The organism is Pseudomonas sp. D1-36, assembly GCF_051132205.1.
Lineage (GTDB): Bacteria > Pseudomonadota > Gammaproteobacteria > Pseudomonadales > Pseudomonadaceae > Aquipseudomonas.
In genome coordinates, this window is record NZ_CP071674.1 from 2,949,515 (window position 1) to 2,974,073 (window position 24,559).

A 24,559-nucleotide genomic window follows, 5' to 3' on the forward strand; every position below is an offset into this window, starting at 1 on the left:
TCATGCGTCTTCCGCCATGTTAAGCCTCGACGTACCGTTGTAACAGCAGGTTGCAAACAACGGAGACATGATGAAGCCAGCCAATGCAGAACAAAGCTTGCCAACGACAGCGGCTCACTCGCCGAGTACCCCGGTGCGCTGGGCCCTGACCAGCCTCGCACTCTCGACACTGCTGGCGTCACTGGGTGCCAGCGTAGCCACCGTCGCCTTGCCGGTGCTCGCCGAGGCGTTCGAGGCCTCGTTCGCGCAAGTCCAATGGGTCGTGCTGGCCTACCTGCTCGCGATTACCACGCTGATCGTGAGCGTGGGCAGGCTCAGCGACTTGCTGGGCCGGCGCAAGCTGCTGCTGGCAGGCATTGCGCTGTTTACCCTTGCGTCGGCGCTGTGCGCCCTGGCGCCGTCGCTCTGGTGGTTGGTCGCGGCCCGGGCCCTGCAAGGCCTGGGGGCGGCGATCATGATGACCCTGACGCTGGCCCTGGTCGGCGAAACGGTGGAAAAGAGCAGGACTGGCAGCGCCATGGGGCTGCTTGCCACGCTGTCGGCGGTGGGCACCGCCTTGGGCCCGTCCCTGGGCGGCCTGCTGATCACAGGGTTTGGCTGGCACGCACTGTTCTTGATCAACCTGCCCCTGGGCCTGCTGACGCTGCTGTTGGCTTGGCGATTCCTGCCTGTCGTGCCCAGGCCGATTGCCATCGGGCGCTTGCGCTTCGACGGCCTGGGCACACTGTTGCTCGCCACCGGGCTGGGCGCCTATACCTTGGCGATGACCGTCGGACGCACAAGCTTCGGCTGGCTGAACAGCGGGCTGTTACTGGTAGCGGTTATCAGCGGCGGGCTGTTCGTCCAGGTGCAACGTAGGCTCGACTCGCCACTGATTCCCCTGGCGATGTTCCGCGACCGCCCCCTAGTGTCAGGCCTGGCGGCCAGTGCATTGGTCGCGGCGGTCATGATGGCGACTTTGCTGGTCGGCCCGTTCTACTTGTCCATCACCCTCGGTCTGCCTCCGGCAATCGTCGGCTTGGTACTGGCGGCGGGCCCCTGCGTGGCCGCGCTCGCCGGTGTGCCCGCCGGACGCCTGGCTGATCAGTTCGGGGTACGTCCAATGCGGCTAGCCGGGCTGGCGACGATGGTCCTCGGCACCCTGCTCTTGTCGCGGATTCCCCCCACGCAGGGCATTGCGGGCTATGTTCTTGCCATTGCGGTGACTACCCTTGGCTACGCGCTGTTTCAACCCGCGAACAACGCGGCGGTGATGGCGCCGGTCCCCGATGACAAGCGTGGCGTGGTTGCCGGCCTGCTCAATTTATCGCGCAATCTTGGCTTCCTTTCTGGCGCGTCAGTGCTCGGTGCGGTTTTTGCCGCGGTTTTGCCGACCAACGGTATCTCTGTCGCAAGTCCGGAAGACGTAACGAACGGCATGCATCTCACGTTTGCCGCCGGCCTGGCCCTGACCGCCCTGGCGTGGTTGATAAGCGCCGCAACCCGCGTGCCAGAGCGGTTGAAGCAAGGCGCGGAGCGCACCAGCAAACGGTGATGGCGTTCTGAACATTTAGCGTTAGGTCATGACGCAGATCAAAAAAACTGAACCAATCGCCAAACGGACTGAAAAAATCCACGTGCCGTTCATTTTCAAATGCTATTTTTAGTACTCACTGGTAGAGCCAAGATGGCTCTTCCTTCCTGACATGAGCAAAAGGAAGCGCTTGATGAAGAAGGCGGGCTACAGATGAATAAAGGATCTTTCAGCAAGGTAACGTTCCCCAACGCCTGCCAGTTGATGCGCTGGCACTTCCATCCCATGGGCTTCGAAGCCAGCATGGACGCTCCGGGCAGTATGGTTGCCCGGTTATTTGATCGCGCGAGCGGCGAAACCATGATCGCGATTGCAGGCATTCCCTGCGCGACCGTGATGAACGCCCCCGACGTCGAGCGAATTATCGAAGCGGTGGAAGCCGAGCTAGAAGCCTTCGTTCCTCCGGTTGGTTTGCGACGATTCGCCTCATGACGAAAAAAGCCCACATTTTTATGTGGGCTTTTTTGTCGTTACGAGTTTTGCCAAGGCAGCTCAGCCGCGCGCACGGCGGTGATCAGCGAAAAACGGTTTGCCTACCCCGACCCGGTCCGAGGCCTTCGGTGCGTTAGCCGCCTGGCTGTCTTGACCATCGACATACCAGTAGCAATGCTGCACCGTCCGTGTAATGCCCACATACGCCAAGCGCAGGATCTCATCGCGCTGCGCCGAGTCGTAAGGTTCGGCGTCGCCTTCCTGGCCCAACCCAGCCATTCGATACACCTGGTTCTTGTACGGCGAACGGGTCAAATGTTGGCAGTCGCCTATCAAGAACACCGCATCCGCCTGGAGACCCTTGGCGCTATGGTAGGTCATCTGCCTGAGGCGCCTTTGAGAATACGGTAAGCTAGAATCCACCTTAACTGTTGGCTCAATATACTTTTGTATCAATAGCTTATCGCTACTTTTTCGATACAACATCAAGATCGAATCGCCGTTGCGGTAGTGCTCGCCGAGCCGCCTCGCCAAGCCTTCGTCGTCCCGCTCCAGCACATTGACCGGGCTCGGCGAACGAGGCTCTCCACTGGCCTTGGCTTTTTTGCCGGGAATGGAAGGCGTCGTACCAACGATATGTTCGGCCGCGTCGATGATGTATTGGTGGCTGCGGTAATTCTCGGTGAGCATGACCCGCGTATTCGCCGGTGATGGAAATTGCTTGTTGAATCCCACGAAAAAACTCGGCGAACTGCCACGCCACCCGTAGATCGACTGCCAGTCGTCACCCACGCACAGCAACGACGACCGCTGGGCGCCCCGCCCCACATGCATGGCGGGCCCGCGCTTGCGCACCTCACTTAGGGTCGCTCGCAGCCAGGAGACGATCTGTGGCGAAACGTCCTGGAACTCATCGATCATCAAATGTGACATCGACCTCAGCAGCGCGTCATCGAGCAGCTTGAAGTTCTCCGGCGAATGCTCGCTGAACAGCGAGAACATCCGGTTGTAGGTCATGACCGGAGGGGACTGGTCGAGCAAATGGTCCTCGAAAGCCCGCCAGAAACGGCTCAGCGCCTCGAAAAAATACCGATCCGGGTCGTCCTTGGAGAAACACAGCCTGCCCACGGCGTCCGGGACATCCAGGCCGAGGTTTTCGATGAAGCCCGCCGCCGAAACGAAACAATCCAGCAACGGTGCCGAAGCCAACTCGCCCTTTATCTTGTAATCAAAGCCGGGACCCGCCGTGCCGTTGCCCGCCAGCGAGGCGAGGACCCGCCCGGCCTCTTCATAGCTTTCGAGCCAAATCAACGGCTTACGGCAGAAAGCTTGAAACAGAGTTCGCTTAACTGCCCATTCGGCGCGCAGGCTGAGCTTGGCGCCGGGCCGACTCAGTTGAGTATTTTCTCGCGGATCGAACCCTAGCATCACCCAGGCATCGAGGGTCGGTATGTAGCCGTGGCAATGAAACCTCGACCCATTGATCTCAAACGTTTCGCGCTTGGGCTCAACCCCTTTGATCGGCCAGACGCCCGCGCGAAACCAGAGGTCTTCGATCGCATCGCACAACGCTTCGTCGCGCTGGGCCGCCAGCTCGGTCACAGCGATGCGCTTTTGCACATCCGGGTGGTCGCGCTCCAGTTCCTTGAGCTGCAAGGCGTGACGGGAAAGTGACGTCATCAGCGCACGGAACCGCTCGTCACGCTGATAAAGCCCGTGATAGCAGGCGTTGAGCTGCTGGCGCTGGGCATCGTTGATGCGCAGATCGAACGGATTGCCTTGGCCGTCCTCATCATCAGGCCCGGTTCGATGGCTCAGGGTCTCGAACGCCTGGAGCCGCTCGAATCCCGGCAAACTGCGGACCATGGGCAGGATACGAGAATGGAAGGTGCGCACCAGTTCGCGCGCCTCCTTCAACCCGATCGCCCGCCCCCAAAGCGCAAAGACCGAGATGAGCTTCTCGATGAAATCCTTGCGCGACTCCCGGGTAAATGTCACCACGGTCATCGAGCCCAGCTCGAAGCCCAGGTACTGTGAGAGCAGCACGATGCGCAGCACCAAGGTGGTGGACTTGCCCGCGCCCGCGCCCGCAACGACCGACGTCGCCGGCGTATCGCTGAAGATCATTTTCCATTGGGCGCTGCTGGGTTGCGCCTGCGCCGGCAACAGCCGGGCAACGTCAGCCTTCATGCGTTTTTTCAGCTCGGCCGTCAGGGGGAAGCGCCAGTCATCGAACAGCAGGTCATCGACTTGGGGAGCGGGATGTTCAGTGCTTCGCGAATCCCGGATCAACAGGACCTGGCGACCCTCTTCCAACCCCTCGGCCTTGCCTTCGCTGAAACCATAGTCAAACCCGGCGGTGTGGCCGCTCCGAAAGCCATCGGCCTGACCGTGCAGCCAGGACGCCCGGTGTTGGGCGCGCAAACGTGTCAGGCCGTGGCCGAATAAACGCGCGGCCAGGCGCTTGAACCAGGGCATCTGGGCCAGGGGCAAGAGGTCGGAGGGAAGATCGGGACGGTGTTGCGGCACGCTTGGAGTCTCCGGAGTTCAGAACCATGGCGACTATGGTGTCTGGATTTACCGGCGGATTCCAGCCAAAAGCTTTTAAGTCATGGATTTAGGCGATGAAATGAAAGTGCCATGGCAGGTTGGTATCGCAAGGTTTGCTGGCATGGCAATGCTTCGCGAGCAGGGTCGCCCACCCCTGTATTGGCATCGCTGCCAATACAGGGGTGGAGCGTAACGTTCGGTTACTGCCCGGAAATGGCCCCGTCCACCAGCGCCTGGGCTTCGACCACCAGTTGTTTAAGGTGCTCGTCGCTCACGAAGCTCTCCGCATAGATCTTGTAGATGTCTTCAGTGCCCGACGGACGCGCTGCGAACCAGCCGTTCTCGGTCATCACTTTCAGGCCGCCGATGGCCTGGTCGTTGCCTGGCGCATGGCTGAGGATGTTCTGGATCGCCTCCCCGGCCAGTTCGGTGGACTGGACCTGGTCCGGCGACAACTTGCTCAGCAGTGCTTTTTGCTGCGGGCTGGCCTTGGCGTCGACCCGCACCGAGAACGGTTCACCCAACTCGTCCGTCAGGGCGCGATAGGCCTGGCTTGGATCGCGACCCGTGCGAGCGGTCATTTCCGCAGCCAGTAACGCCGGAATCAGACCGTCCTTGTCGGTACTCCAGACGCCACCGTCCTTGCGCAGGAACGAGGCGCCGGCGCTTTCTTCGCCGCCGAAACCGAGGGAACCGTCGAACAGCCCATCGGCAAACCACTTGAAGCCCACCGGGACTTCATAGAGGCGTCGTCCCAGACGGTTGGCCACGCGATCGATCAGGCCACTGCTGACGACAGTCTTGCCGACAGCGGCATCGGCACGCCATTGCGGGCGGTTCTGGAACAGGTAGTCGATCGACACTGCCAGGTAGTTGTTCGGCGCCAGCAGGCCGCCGCTCGGAGTCACGATACCGTGGCGGTCATGATCCGGGTCACAGGCGAACGCCACGTCAAAACGTTCTTTCAGGCCGATCAGGCCTTGCATGGCGTGACTGGAGGATGGGTCCATGCGGATTTGCCCATCCCAGTCGACCGTCATGAAGCGGAAGGTCGAATCGACGTGAGTATTGACCACGTCCAGATCCAGTCGATAGTGCTCGGCGATGGCCGGCCAGTAGCGCACGCCCGCGCCACCCAGCGGGTCGACGCCCAAGCGCAACCCGGCATTGCGAATGGCATCAAAATCGATGACGTTGACCAGATCTGCCACGTAGGTATTGAGGAAATCATGGCGGTGGGTGGTGTCGGCCTTGAGCGCCTGTTCGTAGCTGATGCGCTTGACGCCGGCCAGCTGGTTGGCGAGCAGCTCATTGGCCTTGGCTTCGATCCATTTGGTGATATGGGTATCCGCCGGGCCACCGTTGGTGGGGTTGTACTTGTAGCCACCGCTTTGCGGCGGATTATGGGACGGCGTGATGACGATGCCATCGGCCAGGCCAGTGGTGCGGCCTCGGTTGTAGCAGAGGATGGCGTGGGAAACGGCCGGCGTAGGGGTGTATTCATCGCCTTCGGCAATCATCACGGTGACACCGTTGGCGGCCAGCACTTCCAGGGCGCTGGCTGCCGCGGGGGTCGACAACGCATGGGTGTCGATGCCGACGAACAGCGGCCCATCGATACCTTGGGCTTCGCGGTAAAGGCAAATCGCCTGGCTGATGGCCAGCACATGCCATTCATTGAAGCCCAGGTCGAAAGAACTGCCGCGGTGCCCCGAGGTGCCGAAAGCGACGCGCTGGGTCGCGACCGAGGCATCGGGTCGGCCCGTGTAATAGGCCGTAACCAGTCGCGGGATATCGATCAACAACTCTGCCGGTGCCGGCTTGCCCGCAAATGGACTGACTGTCATGCAAAACCTCGGAATGGAGTGGCTCGAAAATGGATGCAGTTTACTGACAGTTCGACCATCACGCGATGGGTTCGATCCCTGGCCCAGCGATCAAGATTGCTCGAGCTTCAAAGCGTCGGCCAATGCAGATAGGGCGGCCTGCCGATCGTCCACTGAGCTGAATGCGTGGGTCAGGCGCAGATGCTGGCCGTACATCCCCTGGATGCTGAACAATTCTCCCGGCGCGATGACGATTCGACGGGCCAGCAGGCGCTGAAAGACCCGGCGCATGTCAGCTGGGCGCGAAGTTCGCGCCCAGACCGTCGCCCCTCCTTCGGGCTCCACCCATTGCAGGCAATCACTCACCCGCTCGCGCAACAATTGCGAGGTCGACGCGGCGCTTTCCCGTAGCAAGCGGCGCAAGACCAGGAGGTGCTGGTCGATCCTTCCATTGCTGTACAGGCGTGCAATCGCCTTCTGGCGAATCGGCGACAGGCGAAATGCGCGCAGCAGGAAGTGCCGTTGCAAGGTCAACGTCAGTTGCCTGGACAGCACGTAACCGTAGGGCGCCTCGGCACCGATGGTTTTCTCGAACGTGGAGTAGACAATCAGACGATCCGGGTCCAGCAGATCCCGAAATGGCGTGCTCCCTGGCTCGAATACCAAGTCGGTGTAGCTATCGTTCTCCAGCACCCAGGTACCGTATCGTTCGAGCAACCGCGCCACGGCGCGGCGATTACCCTCGCTCGCGCGCGTCCCCCTGGGCATGCTCAAGACCGAGGACAGCACCACCAGGCTCACCGTTTCGCTCGCAAGCAATCGCTCCAGTTGCTCGACGTCCATGTCCCCGCCCGCCGGTGATGGCAGCTCGATCACTTGCACATCGGCCGCTTGCAGCAGGCGCAGGACAGTCCAGTCGCCGGGTGACTCCATCAGCACCGTCGCCCCCTTGAGGGCCAATACCGCGATGAGGATCTCCAGGACACCTCGCAGGTCGGCACCGATATAAACGTCGTCGGCATTCCAGCATCGGGCCGGCGAAGACGTATAGCGAGCCGCAAGGGCCGTTCGCAGCTCCTGTTCGCCCCAGGGTTGTGAGGTCAATTGTGAAGCGCGCGGGTATTGGCGGAGCAACTCGCGCTCAAGCAAAAGCAGCGGGCTGTCCAGCGGCTGCAGGGAAGCCGGCTCATCATCGCTGAGCACCAGCATGCCAGGCCTGCGGGCGTTGACATACAAGGTTTCGAGCAAATCCTCACCGTCGCCCAGGTCGGCAACGCAGGGCACCGGCGACGCGTAGTAACCGGACTTGGCGATTGAATACACGCGCCCTTCCTTCTCCAGTAGGGAGTAGGCGTACTGGATCGTCGAGATGGATACGCTCAGGCGCTCGGACAACTGCCGCAACGATGGCAATCGCACCTTGGCGTCTGCGCCAAGCTCATTGATGAGGTTCGTCAGGTATCGGTAGACCGCCTGGTAGGCGAAATCTGTTTCCCGGCCTACCTTCATGAGCCCGCGCCAACGATACGAGCCATGGCCAGCCGTGCCGGGACGAGAAAAGCCAACCCCTTCAAACCCCGTTCCTCAGCGTCGCGCCGAGCGTTCGCGCAATCCATCGGTACCCTGCTCATCTTCATCCGTATCGAAGCCTTGCTCGACTGATTGCGGGCCGACCACCGAAACCGCCCCCCGTTCCGCGGGGACGAGTCGGACGCGGTACAACTTGCCAAGCATCGGGATAGACAGGCCGCTGACATCCACCATCCATTGCGCAACCTGATCGGCGACGGTCCCTCCCTGCAAGGCTTTGTGCAGGTCCGGCATCGCCACCAGCATGCCCGGATGGCTACAGCGCAGGAAATGCTCCAGCCCCGCGCCATTGTCCACGAAGGGCGCAAACAGCATGCACACCAGTTGGGTTTCATTGAGCCTCAAGGTGTTTTGCACCTCGTTGGCTGCCTGGGCGCGACGCTCGGGGATGGCCGCCGGCGAGCCGAACAGTTCCTGGACCTGTTGGCAGACATGGAGGGGTAATTGCTTGCGATGCATGAGCATGACAGTGCGCTGCACATAGTCGCCATAGCCGGTTTCATAGCTGCGACCTTGCAGATAGCAGGCCTGCAAGCCGTACAGGTGAGCGGACAGGAACGGACTGAGGAACTCATGCTCGATCGTTGGCGCAACCAGCCCATCGGGACGTACCCGCAGAAATTCACTGAACAGAGGCCAGTTGTTTTCCTCCAGGCGATCGACGATCAGGTCGTCGATGCTGATATGCCCTATCCGCCGACAGGCCTCGAACTGACCTTCGGGCCGCCACGGCCCCAGGCGGGCCCGGCCATAGAACTGTTGGAAGAAATCGCCGCCTATCGTGTCGAGCTGCATGAACAGGCCGTCGAAGCCACAACTCGGATCGACAGGCTGGCCGACCTTGCGGGTCGCACGATGAAGGCCCGCCATGAATTGCTTCTGCTGGCGTGGCGTGTCGCTGCTGACCCATGAATCGACGCCCGACTCCCAGCGCGCCACATGCCTGTAGAATTCCGCCATTGCCAGGTAGCCCTCATCCCCCAGGCCCAAGAGGCTGTCGGACGGACGCAGGTGGCCCAGCATCAGCATGTGGGTCCGATTGGACTCATACCACGCCTCCGAAGGTGCCTTGCGATGGTCGAATGGCACCACCTCACGGTTGTCGGCCATGAGCAGCTCCACCCTGGGGTCGTCGTAGAGGAACAGCGCGCTGTAGCAGCGATGAATATTCTCCAGGCTGGCCTGGGTCGTCTCCCCCAGGCGAGGCGTGGCGACGCGAAGATCGAACGTCGCCGGGTGCCGACCGGCGATGCTCAATTGCGCCGCTCGCAAGGCTGTCAGGACGTAGAACCCCTCCCGGCTCCCATTCTGCACCGACAGCACCCGGTAATCGCCGATTCGCTCGATGCCCCCAGCGGCGACGATCAAGCGTTGGATCAGGAGCTGCAGTGCAGTCCGTTCCGCTCGGGAATAAAAATCCAGCAAGCGTTGCAATACTTGCTGGTAAACGTAAGTCATTGCCTGTTCATGAATTGCACTCATAACCATTTACCTGGAAATTCGATTATCGGCGTCGCGCCCGCACCAATCCGATTGCGCGACGCAGTGTTCTGAATATTGCTTTGTTATTGCCAACAGTATTGGCAATACGCTCCACATTTGCCTTGGGTAATCATTTGACACATACGAGGCAACTTGACCCCGCCGCCTCATCAGAGCCCAGGAAAACCCCGCAATCATTGCCCCTCGCTGAACAATCGTTACATCCTAGGAGATTTCTTACAACTTCCCACAGACTAGAGAGACAACAGATAAAGAACATGCCGAAAAGCAACTCTCCTGTTGACCAACTCGATTTTCCCCATGATCGACGGGCAGGACCAAAGCAACTACCATCCGGGCCATTTTGAATATTCGCTGAAGGGTCGAAACCTGAGTAAAGTCTGTATTGCGCCACGACTTCTTCCTTGAGTTGGAAACAAGCGTTCAATTATCAGCACTTAAATAATGATTAGAAGATACAGATTGGCGCCAAAAACCAGTTCAGTTGCGCGACTTCGGTTTTCAACGCGGGGAAAAGCGGCATAGGTAACGCGCACAAGCAGGCGCAGGGCCGCCTTGGATAAGGCAAGACGCAATGAAAAGGCGCGTGGCCAGGCAGGCCAGGGCCGCGCAAGAGCCGAAACCGCTGGCTCTTGCGCAAGGAGGGGAATCAGGCGGGGTCGACCACCTGAAGGGCAACACGTTCGCGGCAAGGGCATTCGCCCATGTAGCGGTGGGCCTCGACGAACTCGGAGAAGGGAAAGACCCGAGTCTTGAGTGGCAACACGACACGATCGGCGGTGAGCTGGTTGATATCACGCAATGCGCGCTGCAAGGCCACCTGGTCCTGGACAATCCCCAGTTCCGGCTTGCCGGTGAAATTGCCGATGCAGTGCACGAAGAACTGGATGTTCTTCTGGAAGGCCGCGCAAGCCGGAAATGGCGTCTGGTTGCCACCCTGCAAGCCATACAGCACCAGGCTGCCACGAGGTGCCAGCACGTCACCCAGGAGCGACATCTGCGGACCGCCAAGCCCGTCGAACACGACGTCGACGCCACGATTGTCCGTCAGCTTGTTGATTTGCATCAGCAAGTCCTGCTCTTCGGTAACGATCACCTTTTCGGCGCCCAGCGACAGCAGATATTCGCGCTCGTCGGCAGTCTTGGTCGCTGCGATCACCCGCACACCCAAGGCCTTGCCCAGCTGCACGAACGACGGACCGGCGCAATGGCTGGCATCGGTGACCAGGGCAAACTGCCCAGGCTTGACCCGTGCCAGGTCCATGTAGGCGAAGTAGGCGATCAACAGCGGCGTGTAATGCACCGCGGCCTCGATTGGGCTGAGCACGTCGGGATAGCGAGTCAGCGCGGTGCGTGGCAGCACGATGACCTCGCCATACACCGGATAATCGTTCGGACTCTCTGCGGGGAAGCTGGCGACCTTGTCGCCGACGGCCAGATCGTCGACACCGTCGCCGATGGCGGTGACCACGCCAGCCATTTCATGGCCAAGCCCCGAAGGCAGGCGCGCCTGGGACGACGCCAGGTTCTGGCGCCACAGGGTGTCATACCAGCTGATGCCGATCGCTTCGACGCGGACCTGCACTTCTCCCGGCGCAGGAAGAGCCGCCGCATGCTCTTCGCATTTGAGCACCTCGGCACCACCAAACTTGTGAAAACGGATCGTGCGGGACATCGCAAACCTCGTCAAAGTAACCTCTAATGCCATGAACTCTATCCGGGCTTTGTAGCCAAGACCACCAGTGGCTATTAATAGTCGACATGCCTGTCATTGATTCCGCAGCAAGAAAACCTAACCAGTCCTGTAGGACTTATCCCTAAGAAAATGCATTTACCCGATGCAGAGTACCAGCCTTTCCCCGTAAGATTCATGCCGGTCATTGTTCCCATATGGCCGCCCACGTCAAGCTTGCCGAATCTGCCAGGACCCCAGATGAATCGTAATGACCTGCGTCGTGTCGACCTGAACCTGTTGATCGTGTTCGAAACATTGATGCATGAACGCAGTGTGACCCGCGCCGCCGAGAAGCTGTTTCTCGGCCAGCCGGCCATCAGCGCCGCGCTGTCGCGCCTGCGCAGCCTGTTCGATGACCCCTTGTTCGTGCGCACCGGGCGCAGCATGGAACCCACCGCCCGAGCGGTGGAAATCTTCGCCCTGCTCTCTCCGGCCCTGGATTCAATCTCCACCGCGGTCAGCCGGGCGGCGGAATTCGACCCGGCCACCAGCACTTCGGTGTTTCGCATCGGCCTGTCGGACGATGCCGAATTCGCCCTCCTGCCCATGCTGCTCAAGCGCCTGCGAGCCGAAGCACCGGGCATTGTGCTGGTGGTGCGCCGGGTCAATTACATCCTGATGCCGGGCTTGCTGGCCTCGGGGGAAATCTCCATCGGCGTCAGCTATACCGACGACTTGCCGGCCAATGCCAAACGCAAGGTATTGCGTCGCAGTTCGCCGAAAGTGCTACGGGCCGACACCGCGCCGGGACGGCTGACCCTGGACGAATTCTGCGCCCGGCCCCACGCCCTGGTGTCATTCGCCGGGGATTTGAGCGGCTTTATCGATGAAGAACTGGAAAAACTCGACCGCAAGCGCCATGTGGTACTGGCGGTTCCGCAATTCAACGGCCTGAGCACACTGTTATCGGGCACCGACATCATCGCCACCGTACCCGATTACACCGCCGACGCATTGACCGCCGCCGGCGGCGTGCGCGCCGAAGACCCACCCATCCCGGTGCGAAGCTTCGAACTGCACATGGCTTGGCGGGGATCACAGGATAATGACCCGGGAGAACGCTGGTTGCGGTCGCGGATCCAGATGTTTTTTGGGGACCCTGAGAGTCTTTAGGTTTCGTCGGGCAGGCTGTTTAGCTGATCATTTCTGACTTTTCATAGGTCGTAGCGACCCATTCACACCGGGCAGCGCTTGTCGTTCGCGCCACTCACTACTCACTGGACGTCATGCAAGCACGTCATTTCTGTGAAAGCATGTTCAGGCGCTGATGTTGATCCGCTGTGTACTTTTCATCGCCCGCTACGGGTACCCAATCCTTTAAAGGTGTCAGAAAGTGCAGTTCAAAACGACGTGACAGGAACGCCCATTTTCCGTCGCGACGTTCAAACCTGTCGTGGTACAGCCCACTGGCTTGAACCGGACCTTTTTCAATGTCATGGAACAGGCAATCCGCGGCCACCGTACCCGCCGCGCTGTCACCCTTGATTTCGATCAGTGGGTTGGCCATCCAGTGGTGCATATAAGGCATCTGGTGCCAGCTGTTTTGCGCCATCGCCAGGATTTCGTCACGGTTTCCGGCCTTACCGAAACCCGGTAAGTCCAGTGTCGATTCTTCGTGCCAGATTGCGCTCAGGAGCAACACGTCAACGCGATCGAAGGCATTGGCGTAGGCGCTGATCAGCGACTCGATTGCGGCGCGACTTTCCAGGGCGTCCAGTCGGGTGCTCAGTTCTTCAATGTTCATGATGGGGTTTCCTGCTGAGACTTCGCAAAAGCGAAAAAGGCAACCCTCTGCGAGGGCTGCGCTGCGGTTAAGCAAGTGTTCAGATCTGCGACAGGCCGCCGTCGACCATCAGCTCCACACCGTTGACGTATTTCGCATCGGCGGATGCAAGGAACAGCGCCGACGAGGCGATTTCTTCAGGTTGGGCCATATACCCCAGCGGAGTGATCTGCTCGACATGTTGTCGCAGCGCGGCGATGTCGCGTTCGCTCATCTTCAAGCCGTTATCCATCAGAGGCGTGCGGGTGAAGCCAGGGCTCAGGACATTCGCTCGAATCCTGCGACCTTTGAGTTCGTTGGCCCAAGTCCTTGCGAAGGACCGCACCGCGGCCTTGGATGCGTTGTAAAGGCTCAGCCCTTCCATCCCGTTGCTGGAACAGATAGAGGCCGTCAACACGATCGAAGCGCCATCTTTCAACAATGGCATTAACGTCTGAACGGTAAAAAAAACGCCCTTTACGTTAATGTCGAACATATTGAAATAAGCCGTCTCCGTGGTCTCGCCCACCGGGTTTTTTTCACAAATGCCCGCGTTGGCAAACACTGCGTCCAATTGATCGTCACGGGCCACAATGGTCGCCTTGAGCTTATCGAGATCAGCCTGGCGCGCGACATCCGAAATGACCGCGACGGCTCTGTCGCCCAGCTTTGCCACCGCAGCTTCCAGCGTGGCTGCAGAGCGACCCGTGATGTAAACACGCTTGGCTCCCTCTGCAATCAAACCCTGCGCAATCGCAAATCCGATCCCGGTGGATGCGCCGGTGACAACTGCAATCTGATTGGCGAATTTACCTGACATATCTGACTCCTCAGCCTCGGTTGTGTGGCTCGATTGAAACCACAGTACGGCCATTTTGAGAGGAGTCAGGGGCTGAGCGGCACTGCCAAAAATGAACATTGGCCGTTCAGTTATGTGAGGCGTCAGCGAAGGTTTGATCGTTTAGATTCGAGTCAGCTGATTCAGAGCATGACCCGCAATCGAGAATATCTGGAACCGAAGTGTTTCAGGAAGGAGACCTTATGCCTCAGACTAAAATCGCCCCCCCGGAACCGCGGCGCTGGTTGATGTTCGCCATCTTGTTGGTCGGTGCGTTTTTACCGCCGCTGGATTTTTTCATCGTCAACGTAGCACTGCCCTCGATTCAACAATCGCTGGGCACGGCCTCCTCCGCCGAACAGTTGATCATCTCGTCATATGCGGCTCTTTATGCCGTGACATTGATCACCGGGGGTCGGCTCGGCGATATCTACGGCCGCATGAGAATGTTCTTCGTTGGCCTGGTTGGCTTTGCAATCGCCTCATTGATCTGCGGTGTCGCCGAGTCACCTTGGATGTTGATCGCCGGACGTTCGCTGCAAGGCGTGACGGCAGCGGTCATGGCGCCCCAGGCACTCGCTTCAGTGCAGGCCATATTCCCTGAGTCCGAAAAACCTTTGGCGTTGAGCCTCTATGGCGCAGTCTTTGGCCTGGCGTCGGTAGTCGGCCAGGCCCTTGGCGGAATATTGATATCGCTCAACTTGATGGGCTTGGGGTGGCGGGCGATATTTCTTGTGAATTTACCGATTGCGTTACTGGTGATTCTGATCGCCATTGCGGTGGTCAAGGAAACCCGCGCACCACATACAAGCAAGCTTGATCTGGGCGGAACGGTACTGTCCATGGTGACGCTGGGAGCGCTGATCGTGCCGCTGATCGAGGGGCGTGAAGCGGGCTGGCCTTTGTGGGCCTGGCTGTCGCTTGCGGCGGTGCCGCTGCTGGCCTGGCTGTTCTGGCGCTACGAAGCCCGTTTGCACCAAGCGCAAGGCGCGCCGTTGCTGAATCCTGCCGTACTGCGCGCGCCTGGGTTGGGCCGGGCACTGTTCGTCGCTCTGACCTTTTACGCGATCGGCGTGTTTTTTCTGCTGTTTTCTATTTATCTACAGGGAGCGCTGCATACGAGCCCACTCAATGCAGGCCTCGTCTTCCTTCCTTTCGGCGCGGGCTTTTTGCTGGGACCGCTCTCCACTCCTCACTTCAGGCATTTGCTGGGGGCATACGTCAATCCGGTCGGGATGGGACTTGAAGTGTTGGGGCTCATGCTCCTGGCCTGGCTCGTGGCGCACACGCCGATGTCCGTCAGCCCCGCTGCGCTGCCCCTTGCCGTCATTCTGTTTCTGATCGGCTTCGGACAAGGACTGGCCCTTCCGACATTGATGCGCATGATCACAGGGCGCGTGGCGCCATCGTACTCCGGCATGATTGCGGGCATTACCAGCTCTACTCTGCAAATCAGCACATCACTGAGTGTCGCGATAATAGGCGGAGTTTTTTACACCCTTCTAGGCACGGACACAGACGCGGCTGCCATCACGCACGCCTTCACCGTCTCAATACTCTGTATCGCGGCATGCCTGGTCGTAGGCACGGGACTCAGCCTTACCCTGGCGCGCCAACCTGCTGCGCAACTGCAAACGACAGCCATGCACCCAGCGGAGTGAGTCAACCGCCTGCCTGGTTGCCGATCATGATGGAAGCAAGGTCGGCAAGAGCACGCAGGCTGTCCATCTGCCGCATGTCCTGGTGGTAGCCCATCCATATGTCGCGGCCCGGTGGCGCCTCATGCGGATCAATCAGGCGCAGCGCCGTTAACCGGTCGCCCAGGGCGCGGGGCAGCACAGCGATGCCCTGCCCTTGCGCGCACATCTGCGCCTGGACGGTGCGACTACTACTGGTGAACACCGTACGGGCCAGAGGGTAACGCTGCCGCAGCCACTGCACATCGGGATAATGTGATTGGGCGACACTCATGGTAATCAAGCCAACCCCCTCGCCCTGCGGCTCGAGGTCAGGAGATCCGACGGCGGTGTACAGCCCATAGCTCAGGGAAGTGAGTTTGCGGTGAACAATATCGGGTTCGGTGAAAGGAACGATCCGAAACGCGATGTCGGCGTCGCGACGGGCCAGGTCGAACAATCGATGCCCGGCGATGACCTCGGGCACGATCAGCGGATAACGTCGCCCCAGTTCGCTCAGAACCGGGGCCAGCACATAACAGGCAAACCAGTCAGCGCAGGAGATGCGCAACACACCTTCTGGCTGCGCGCTGTCGCCCGCAAGGCGCCGCTCGATGGCCAACGCACTTTGCTCCATTTGCAGCGCCAGGCTGAGTAGCTTCTCTCCGCTCTCGGTCAGTATCAGACCTTGGGTGGTACGCAGGAAAATGGGCTGGCCGCTGGACTGTTCAAGCACCTGCAAGCGCCGCCCCACGGTCGGATGGCTAACACCCAACAGCTTGGCAGCAGCGCCCAATGACCCACTGCGGGCAATCGCGAGAAAGACCCGCACATCACTCCAATCCATGCTCCGCCCCGATGCAAAAATGAAGAGTTAGAGTGCAGCAATGGCAATGCCGTAGCAATCCCGCGCTCGACAAGCATGTCTACAAACTAGTCGACACACCATTCGGGGACGGGAAATGAAGACAGGCTTTATCGATCTGGGAAGTACTGCGCTTTGACCTTACCGCGAAACACCCAGAACCCCCACGTGTTGTAGGCCAGCGTGACCGGCACCAGCACCGCGAATCCCACAAGCATGAACCCTTGGCTCGAAGCGGGAGCAGACGCTTGGCTGATCGCCAGCGACGGCGGCAGGATTAACGGATAGAGGGTAATGATCGCGGCAGCGAACGCCGTGCCAAACCATCCCAATACCGCAAACAACGGAAGGAAATGGTATCGGCTGGAAAAAGCCCGGTAAAACCCGACCAGCAACGCGCACTGAACAAGCAGAAGCGCCGGGCTCAGGTTCGATTCAAGAAGATGGTCTCGATAGGACGGCGCCAACTCGCTGGTCCACACCACAATGATTGCAATACCTGCCAGTGTCAGCCACCCCAGCCATCGCGCCTGCCTTCTGGCCGCCGCTTGCAGCGCGCCTTCGGTTCGCCAGAACAGCCAGCAACTGCCAAGCAGTGCGTAGCCAATCACCAGCACCAGGCCACACGCCAGCGCAAATGCACTCAACCACTCCCAACCGTTTCCGGCGAACCGGCCCTCGTGGTGATCGATTCCCTGTACTACGCTGCCCATGATGACACCCTGGCAAAGCGTTGCGATCAACGAGCCGGTCACGAGGCTGACGTCGAGCCAGCGCTTCATTCGTGCAGGCGCGTCGGCCCGGAACTCCAACGCGACGGCCCGGACAATCAATGCCAGCAGCATCGCGATCACGGGGATATACAGGGCGGAAAACAAGACGCTGTAAGCCACGGGAAAAAGCGCGAGCAAACCGCCGCCACCGAGCACCAGCCAGGTTTCGTTCCCGTCCCAGATCGGCAGGATGGAGTTGACCATGATCTGCTTATCGTCGGGGTGTTGGCGGGTCGCGAAGAGGATGCCGACGCCCAGGTCGGTGCCGTCCAGAATCACGTAGGTGATGATCGTAAAGGCAATTGCGGCGGCCGACAGATTGGGTAACAGCGCTTCAGAGATGAACATCACGATTTCCTCCGCGTTGCGCTGGCTTGATCGTCGGCATCCGTTGAAGTTGCCGGCAGTCGGTTGATGGCGCGTATCAGGTAAAACAGCCCCAGGCCGAAAACCAGCAGGTACAGGATCACCAGGGCGAGTGTGCTGCCCAGGACGAATGAGAGCGGTTGCTGCGAGCTGCTGTGAACGGTGCGCATCAAGCCATAGACCGTGAATGGCTGGCGCCCGACCTCGGTAACCACCCATCCGCAAACCATCGCTACGAACCCGGCCGGGGCCATGAGCACCGCACAGCGCATCAGCCATCGACACTCGAACAGGCCACCGCGCCAACGCAAGAAGAGACTGGCGATACCCATGGCCACGATCAGCAAGCCGATGCCCACCATGATACGAAACGCGAAAAAGACCACGGCCACGGGCGGGATGTCTTCGGGCGCGAACTCATCAAGGCTCTGTATGGTGCCGGTCCAGTCGTGGCGCAGATAAAGCGAGCCGAGATGGGGTATCGCCAGTTCGAAATCATTTTTGCGGTTGGCCTGGTCCGGTATCGCAAACAACCTCAGCGGCTCGCCCTGGCCGGCTTCCGGGCGTCGCCAGGAACCTTCCATCGCGGCCAGCTTCTGCGGCTGGTGATCTCGGGTATTTTCGCCGTGCAGGTCCCCCGCGACGAGCTGGATAGGCCCGACCACGGCCGCCATCCACAGTGCCATTGAGAACATCACTCGCGCAGGCGCGTGGGTATTGTCGCGCAGCAAGTGCCACGCGCCCGCGCCGCCCACGAGGGTGGCCGTGCCGAGAAAGGCGGCGATGCTCATGTGCACCATACGGTAGGGAAACGAGGGGTTGAATATGATCTGCAGCCAGTCTTCGGGCACGAACCGGCCATCGCCGGCAATGCTGAAGCCCGCCGGTGTGTGCATCCAGGAATTGGCTGAAAGTATCCAGAATGCACTGAACAACGAGCCCACGGCGACCGCGCATGTAGACAGGAAGTGCAGGCGCGGCCCGACTTTGTTCATGCCAAACAGCATGACCCCGATGAAGCCTGCTTCCAGGAAAAACGCGACCATGACTTCATAGAACATCAGAGGCCCGAGGATGCCCCCCGCCCGGCTGGCCAGCGCGCTCCAGTTGGTCCCGAACTCGAACTCCATGACCAGCCCCGATGCCGTGCCCACGGCGACTGTCAAGGCGAATATCTTCAGCCAGAATCGGTAGACGTCCATATAGACCTGACGCTTTCGCCACAGCCAGAGGGCTTCCAGCACCATCAGGTAATTGGCCAGGCCGATGGAAAATGCAGCAACCACGATGTGGAAGCTAATGGTGAACGCAAACTGGTAGCGCGCCAGCATCAACGCCGAATCCATCGATTCCATGGGCAGGCCCCGCTCAAGCGCCGCTGGGTTTGCCGCAGAATTGACTGATCGGTTTATCGATCGGCCTCTTCATGCCCTCACCCATCGCTTTCAAGCCCTCCAGGAGCGGCAAGATCGCGCGCCAAAGCGATTCGTCATGCAGCAAACGGTATGAGCCCCGCACGCCTGGCGCGACATCGTCGTTGTTGGGCGCGGTCCATTGACTGACCGCAGCGCCGGCATCCTTCAGCGCGAAGACCAGCCGATAGAATTCATCGGGCGGCACGCGGGACAGTGCCATCGCCAGGATCGACAGGTTCTGAATGACGTTGAGCGTGCCTTCCTTGTTCAGGCCATCAACCAGTACTTTGGCAATCGCCGTGTTGGCACAGACCAGGTCATTGGCCATGCGCAGCACGCCGTGTTCATGGAGGCTCTGGACCAGACGATCAAGTTCATCCTGCGCGTCAGGCTCGGTCTTGCTTGGTTTTACGTCGTAATCAATAGGTTCGGCCATCAAAACCTCTCCGGATGGGGCGCCGGTGCGTCGATCGGCGCGTAGTCGTCTCTGGCCCACTTCACCTCAACAGCCACGCCATTGTTCGGTGTCCTGTGGCCGTTTCGGAAATTGCCGCGCGGCAATGCCGATTGCGGAGGGGGATCCCTCAGGATCGTCATCTTCACAGCGGTTTCCTTGTAGGCCGGCGTGTTGACGTCTGGATCATGATGTTCCCCGGTGAGTTCATTAATGCCGGGCTTGCCCTGGTGAATCGGCATGAACAGCACCTTGCCGCGCACTCGATCGGTGATCAGAACCGGTACCGTGACCGAACCACGGCGAGAAGTGATCCGCACCTGGGTCCCATCCTGGATACCCCGCTCGTCTGCAAGCTCGGGACTGATTTCGACGTACCAATGCGGTGACAACGAATCGACACGGTCGCCACGTCCCGTCTGGTTGTTGCCCTGGAAATGCTCCAGCATGCGTCCGTTGTCCAGCATCAGGTCGAATTCGCTGTCGGGCGCTTCCGCCGGAGGTTTCCACTCCAGCGGGTACAACACGGCTTTGCCGTCGTCGGTGTGGAACCGGTCGGTATAGAGCAACGGGGTATCGGTGCCATCCGGCTTTACTGGCCAGAGGAGAGATTTCCAACCGTCCAGGCGCTCATAGCTGGCGCCGGCGAACAGGGTGGCGATACCGGCCACCTCCGCGAAGATCTGCGAGGGATGCTCGTATCCCCAGTCATGGCCCATTCGCTTGGCCAGATCGGTCAGGATGCGCCAGTCTGGAAGGCTGTTGCCCAGCGGCGGAAAAACCTCATGAAAACGTTGGATCCGCCGCTCGGTGTTGACGAAGGTGCCCTCCTTCTCAACGCTTGGGCAACCTGGCAGCACGACGTCGGCGAACTGCGCGGTGCGGCTGAAGAAAATGTCCTGCACGACCATGAAATCGAGTTTTCTGAAAGCCTCATGCACGTTTTCAGTGTCGGCGTCGGAAAACGCCGTCTCTTCACCGATCACATACATGGCTTTTATCTTCTGCTCGGCGGCATGCTGAACCATCAGGAAGTTGTCTTCACCGACCTTGTTGGACAGTCGTTCCGGCGCCACACCCCAGGCCTTCGCCCACTTGGCTCGAACCGCTTCGTCAGTGACTTTTTCATAACCGGGATAGACGTTCTTCAAACACCCGAAGTCGCTGGCCCCCTGGACGTTGTTATGGCCGCGCATCGGATAACCGCCGGTTCCCGGGCGGCCATAGTTGCCGGTAACCAACAAGAGATTGGACAGTGCGGTGCTCGTGTCGGCCCCATGGCTATGCTGGGTAATGCCCATTGCCCAGAGCAGGCAGACCCGTTTGGCCTTGCCGATCATGTTCGCGGCGCTGACCAGATCCGCCTCCGACAACCCGGTGACCTGCGACGCGAATGGCAGGGTAAAGGGTTCCAGGGAGCGTCGGTACTCGTCCACCTGATTCACCCGCGCTTCCAGGAATGCCGCGTCCGCCATGCCATGATCGAACAGGTAACGCGACATGGCGCTGGCCCAGACTATGTCGGTGCTCGACCTGATCTGCAGAAACAGGTCGGCGCGCTCCGCCATTTCATGCTTGCGTGGATCGACCACCAGCAGTTTTTGCCCTCGATGCTTGCGCGCGGCCTTGATTTTCGAAGCGATAACCGGATGGTTCTCCGCCAGGTTGCTGCCCACCAGGACGATGAGGTCCGCCTGCTCAAGATCGGCGATCGTGCCGGCGTCGCCGCCGTAACCGACCGTGCGGAACAACCCCTGTGTCGCGGGGTTCTGGCAGTAGCGTGAGGAGTTGTCGACGCTATTGGTGCCGATGATCAGGCGAGCGATTTTCTGCGTCAGGTAAGCTTCTTCATTGCTGGCCTTGCTGGAGCCAATGAAGCCGATGGCATCGGCGCCGTGCTCACGTTTTATGGCCAGAAGACGGCCTGCGACCAAGGTCAGCGCCTCGTCCCAGCTTGCTTCACGAAACCGGCCGTTTTCCCGGATCAGCGGCGTCGTCAGGCGTTTCTCGCTGTTCACGAAATCCCAGGCGAACTTGCCCTTGATACACGTGGAAATGCCGTTCGCCGGTGCGTTCACCACTGGCTGCACCTTGAGCAGCGTGCGGTCGCGAGTCCACATTTCGAACGAGCAGCCCACGCCACAATAGGTGCACACGGTCTTGGTGCGTTTGATTTCAGGCTGGCGCCAGTGCATGTCCATGACGGAAATAGCGGTAATGGGCGGCGCACCGATCGTATTCTCGATCGTCTTCACCGCGTCGATGAGCGGTCGCTTGATGTCCTCGGGCATCGACGTCAACGGTCCGGCATCCGGCTGCATGGTTTTTTCGAGCAACGCGTTGCAGGGGCAAACCGTGACGCAATGACCGCAGCTCACACAACTGGAACCCTCTATCTTGGTTTCGCCATCCCACAACACCCTTGGATGCTCCTGGGTGAAATCGATGCTCAGCGTTTCATTGACCTCGACGTTCTGGCACGCTTCCACGCAACGCCCGCACAGGATGCATTGATCGGGATCGTAGGTATAAAACGGGTTCGAGTGGTCCTTGCTGTAGGGCTTGCGCTGGTATTTGTAGCGCTGGATCACGGGGTTCATGTCGGCGACGGTATTGTGCAGCGTGCAGTCACCGGTGTTGTGCTCGCAGACCGTGCAATAAAGCTCGTGCTTGGCAAGGATCCGGTCCATGCCTTCTTCCTGCGCCGCCTTCACGCGAGGCGTTTCGCTCACCAGCTTCATGCCGTCGGCGGAACGCAGCGCGCACCCGCGGACCAACTCGCCATCATGCTCGATCCAACAGACATCGCAGGTCTGGATCGGCCCGAGGGCGCGGTGATAGCAGACGTGAGGCAGGTCGATGCCCTGCTCTGCCAAGAAATCGATCAGCGGCTGGTCAGCGTCACCCCTGAGGGTGCGACCGTTGTACTCGACGCTGCACTGGTATCTGCCATTCATGGAAATTCGCCCCGTTGGCCGACTGACCGCCCGGACAGTGGCCCAACGAAGCTAGAGACCGAATGCCCACACGGAAATGTTCAGTTACAGAATCGATATCCCAGTGCTGCAAATGTTCATTAATTTTTGCGCGAAGCCGCTACAGCGTGTGGCATCCGAATGCTTGTAACGCTCCGCTAATAGATGCTGGCTTGTCCTTTCGCTCAAGCATTCACATCCACGACCGTGCGCCCGCGAACCTGCCCTTGCAGCACCCGAGCCGCGACTTCCGGCACTTGCGCCAGGCCGACAAGCTGCGTGGTGCGAGCAAGCTTGTCCACATCCAGATCCCGGGCCAGACGCGACCATGCCTGCAAACGGACAGCCTGGGGCGCATTCACGGAGTCGATACCGGCCAGGGTCACGTTGCGCAGGATGAAAGGCAGCACCGACCCCGGCAGATCCGCGCCCTGGGCGAGGCCGAAGGCGGCGACGACCCCGCGGTATCGGGTCTGGGCCAGGGCATTGGCCAAGGTATGGCTACCGACCGAGTCGATGACGCCCGCCCAACGCTCCTTGGCAATCGGTGCGCCCGGCTCCGACAGGGTGCGCCGATCAATCACCTCTGCAGCGCCCAGGTCACGCAGATAGTCGGCTTCTTCCAGGCGTCCAGTCGACGCGATCACCCGATAGCCCAGGCCCGACAACAGCGCTATCGCCACCGAGCCCGCGCCGCCGTTGGCGCCGGTCACCAGGATATCGCCCCCGTCGGGCGCCAGGCCGCCGTGTTCCAGCGCCAGCACGCTGAGCATCGCGGTGTAGCCCGCCGTGCCAATGGCCATGGCTTGGCGGGTCGAGAATACGTCCGGAACCTTCACGAGCCAGTCACCACTCACCCGGGCCTTCTGGGCGAAACCGCCGTGGTGCGTCTGGCTCAGCCCCCAACCGTTCAGCAGTACCCGGTCGCCAGCCTGGAAACCTGCGTGGCTGGAGCTTTCAACGATTCCGGCGAAGTCGATGCCGGGAATCAACGGGAACTGGCGGATCACCGGCGAGCGGCCACTGAGGGCCATGGCATCTTTGTAGTTCACCGTGGAATATTCGATAGCGACGGTGACATCACCGGGCATCAGGTCCTCTTCGGTGAAGTCGACCAGGCCGGTCGACATGGCTTCATCGGTTTTGGTGGCAAGCAGCGCTTTGAAGGTCATGGTTGTTTTCCTGTGCATTTGAGCGGCGAATGTCGTGGGCCCGGTTGAGCAGATTCACGCCAGTTGCATCGCCTTGCGGATACCGGTATCCAGCATGCCCGCCGGCGCGAAGCGGCGCATGAACTGCAATTGGGCTGCCGCCTTGCCGGCGGTGTAACGCAACTTCGGACGCTCGGCGCGAGCGGCCTTGAGCACCACGTCAGCGACCACATCGGGCCCCTCGGCCGTGGCCATTGCGTGATTGACGACCTTGGTTACCTTACCCCGGATATCCTCGTACAGGTCCAGCTTAGCGTCAGCCTGCAGGCTGTTGCTCTCGAATGATGTCTTGGTATAACCGGGCTCGATGACGACGACCCGGATGCCATGGGTCCGTAATTCATGATCAAGGGCTTGGGAATAGCCATCCACCGCGTGCTTGCTTGCCACGTACAGCGCCACATAGGGCACGGATACCACGCCGAGTATGGAACCGATGTTGATGATGCGACCGACACCCTGGCGACGCATATGCGGCACAACGGCGCGCGTCATTCGCACAACACCGAGGAAATTGGTATCGAAGATCGCCTTGGCCTGGTCGATCGAGCTTTCTTCGGCCGCGGCCGGGGCGAGCCCGAAACCGGCGTTGTTGACCAGCAGGTCGATACGCCCTTCCAACCGCATCAACTGCGCAACCGCGGCCTCGACGCAGGCATCGTCGGTCACGTCGAGTGCCAGCATCTCATACGCCTGATGATCGGCCCGGGCTCCGCGCCGGCTGGTGCCGTATACCTGATAGCCGGCCGCTACGAGGGAGTTGGCAATGGCTTCGCCGATACCGGAAGAAGCGCCGGTCACCAAGGCTACGGGTTTGTGGATCGTCATGGAGTGTTCCTCGGCAACTGGGTCGGGCCCGACATCGATACGTGTCGGGGCAGCTCTATGATGATGAGCATAATCATAGCCGTCAACAGTTTTGATTTTGATTGACATCTAATTTAGATCCAGCCTGATGCTGTCCGTCGCTTCGAGGTTACCTTGGCATTCATGCACTGGAACCTAATGCTCGCCA

Annotated in this window: 18 protein-coding genes; 4 read left to right on the forward strand and 14 right to left on the reverse strand. The window is 60.1% G+C overall.

What is annotated here, in order from left to right; all coding sequences use genetic code 11:
• Nucleotides 1-70 precede the first annotated feature (70 nt).
• Both J3P76_RS13110 and J3P76_RS13115 read left to right on the forward strand, forming a co-directional pair.
• A complete protein-coding gene (locus tag J3P76_RS13110; protein WP_434611579.1) occupies nt 71-1,534 on the forward strand; it encodes an MFS transporter in 1,464 nt (487 codons plus the stop codon).
• A gap of 192 nt (nt 1,535-1,726) precedes the next feature.
• Nucleotides 1,727-2,005, forward strand: coding sequence for a DUF1652 domain-containing protein (locus J3P76_RS13115; protein ID WP_003201764.1), 279 nt, complete (start codon nt 1,727-1,729; stop codon nt 2,003-2,005).
• A 60-nt stretch (nt 2,006-2,065) separates the two neighbouring features.
• On the opposite strand, the gene J3P76_RS13120 is transcribed toward J3P76_RS13115, so the two are convergent.
• The 5 genes from J3P76_RS13120 to J3P76_RS13140 all read right to left on the reverse strand — a co-directional run bounded on the left by J3P76_RS13120 (nt 2,066) and on the right by J3P76_RS13140 (nt 11,149).
• The gene (locus tag J3P76_RS13120) at nt 2,066-4,534 is read right to left on the reverse strand and encodes a UvrD-helicase domain-containing protein (RefSeq protein ID WP_434611373.1); all 2,469 of its coding nucleotides are present in this window, start codon (nt 4,532-4,534) and stop codon (nt 2,066-2,068) included.
• 221 nt (nt 4,535-4,755) lie between these two features.
• Nucleotides 4,756-6,402, reverse strand: coding sequence for a phosphoglucomutase (alpha-D-glucose-1,6-bisphosphate-dependent) (gene pgm, locus J3P76_RS13125; protein WP_420764009.1), 1,647 nt, complete (start codon nt 6,400-6,402; stop codon nt 4,756-4,758).
• A 90-nt stretch (nt 6,403-6,492) separates the two neighbouring features.
• Complete coding sequence (locus J3P76_RS13130; protein WP_434700815.1) at nt 6,493-7,890, reverse strand: aminotransferase class I/II-fold pyridoxal phosphate-dependent enzyme; 1,398 nt, start codon at nt 7,888-7,890, stop codon at nt 6,493-6,495.
• A 75-nt stretch (nt 7,891-7,965) separates the two neighbouring features.
• Nucleotides 7,966-9,453 carry a hypothetical protein gene (locus J3P76_RS13135; RefSeq protein WP_420764011.1) on the reverse strand — a complete coding sequence of 496 codons (1,488 nt, stop codon included), beginning with the start codon at nt 9,451-9,453 and terminating at the stop codon, nt 7,966-7,968.
• A 670-nt stretch (nt 9,454-10,123) separates the two neighbouring features.
• Complete coding sequence (locus J3P76_RS13140) at nt 10,124-11,149, reverse strand: zinc-dependent alcohol dehydrogenase family protein (protein WP_420764012.1); 1,026 nt, start codon at nt 11,147-11,149, stop codon at nt 10,124-10,126.
• Between the two features lie 258 nt (nt 11,150-11,407).
• Here J3P76_RS13140 and J3P76_RS13145 point away from each other — a divergent pair, with 258 nt between their 5' ends.
• Nucleotides 11,408-12,322: a LysR family transcriptional regulator gene (locus J3P76_RS13145; protein ID WP_420764013.1), complete on the forward strand. Its 915-nt coding sequence runs from the start codon at nt 11,408-11,410 to the stop codon at nt 12,320-12,322.
• A 124-nt stretch (nt 12,323-12,446) separates the two neighbouring features.
• Here J3P76_RS13145 and J3P76_RS13150 read toward each other — a convergent pair whose 3' ends face one another.
• Nucleotides 12,447-12,953 (reverse strand): nuclear transport factor 2 family protein, encoded by a 507-nt coding sequence (locus J3P76_RS13150; RefSeq protein ID WP_434700816.1) that lies wholly within the window; start codon nt 12,951-12,953, stop codon nt 12,447-12,449.
• 79 nt (nt 12,954-13,032) lie between these two features.
• Nucleotides 13,033-13,791: an SDR family NAD(P)-dependent oxidoreductase gene (locus tag J3P76_RS13155; protein WP_434700817.1), complete on the reverse strand. Its 759-nt coding sequence runs from the start codon at nt 13,789-13,791 to the stop codon at nt 13,033-13,035.
• Between the two features lie 221 nt (nt 13,792-14,012).
• Between J3P76_RS13155 and J3P76_RS13160 the strand changes: the two genes are divergently transcribed.
• The gene (locus J3P76_RS13160) at nt 14,013-15,470 is read left to right on the forward strand and encodes an MFS transporter (RefSeq protein WP_434700818.1); all 1,458 of its coding nucleotides are present in this window, start codon (nt 14,013-14,015) and stop codon (nt 15,468-15,470) included.
• Nucleotide 15,471: 1 nt separating this feature from the next.
• Here J3P76_RS13160 and J3P76_RS13165 read toward each other — a convergent pair whose 3' ends face one another.
• The 7 genes from J3P76_RS13165 to J3P76_RS13195 form a co-directional block, all read right to left on the reverse strand.
• A complete protein-coding gene (locus tag J3P76_RS13165) occupies nt 15,472-16,332 on the reverse strand; it encodes a LysR family transcriptional regulator (protein WP_434700819.1) in 861 nt (286 codons plus the stop codon).
• Between the two features lie 128 nt (nt 16,333-16,460).
• A complete protein-coding gene (cydB, locus tag J3P76_RS13170) occupies nt 16,461-17,471 on the reverse strand; it encodes a cytochrome d ubiquinol oxidase subunit II (protein ID WP_434651027.1) in 1,011 nt (336 codons plus the stop codon).
• A complete protein-coding gene (locus J3P76_RS13175) occupies nt 17,471-18,844 on the reverse strand; it encodes a cytochrome ubiquinol oxidase subunit I (RefSeq protein ID WP_434700820.1) in 1,374 nt (457 codons plus the stop codon). The genes cydB and J3P76_RS13175 overlap by 1 nt, the downstream gene beginning before the upstream one ends.
• Before the next feature lie 13 nt (nt 18,845-18,857).
• Nucleotides 18,858-19,340: a DUF1641 domain-containing protein gene (locus J3P76_RS13180; RefSeq protein WP_434563978.1), complete on the reverse strand. Its 483-nt coding sequence runs from the start codon at nt 19,338-19,340 to the stop codon at nt 18,858-18,860.
• Entirely contained in the window at nt 19,340-22,315 is a 2,976-nt protein-coding gene (gene fdhF / locus J3P76_RS13185) for a formate dehydrogenase subunit alpha (protein ID WP_434700821.1), read from the reverse strand. The genes J3P76_RS13180 and fdhF overlap by 1 nt, the downstream gene beginning before the upstream one ends.
• A 203-nt stretch (nt 22,316-22,518) precedes the next feature.
• Nucleotides 22,519-23,505, reverse strand: coding sequence for an acrylyl-CoA reductase (NADPH) (acuI, locus tag J3P76_RS13190; protein ID WP_434651019.1), 987 nt, complete (start codon nt 23,503-23,505; stop codon nt 22,519-22,521).
• A 54-nt stretch (nt 23,506-23,559) separates the two neighbouring features.
• Nucleotides 23,560-24,372: an oxidoreductase gene (locus J3P76_RS13195; protein ID WP_420764019.1), complete on the reverse strand. Its 813-nt coding sequence runs from the start codon at nt 24,370-24,372 to the stop codon at nt 23,560-23,562.
• Nucleotides 24,373-24,559 lie beyond the last annotated feature (187 nt).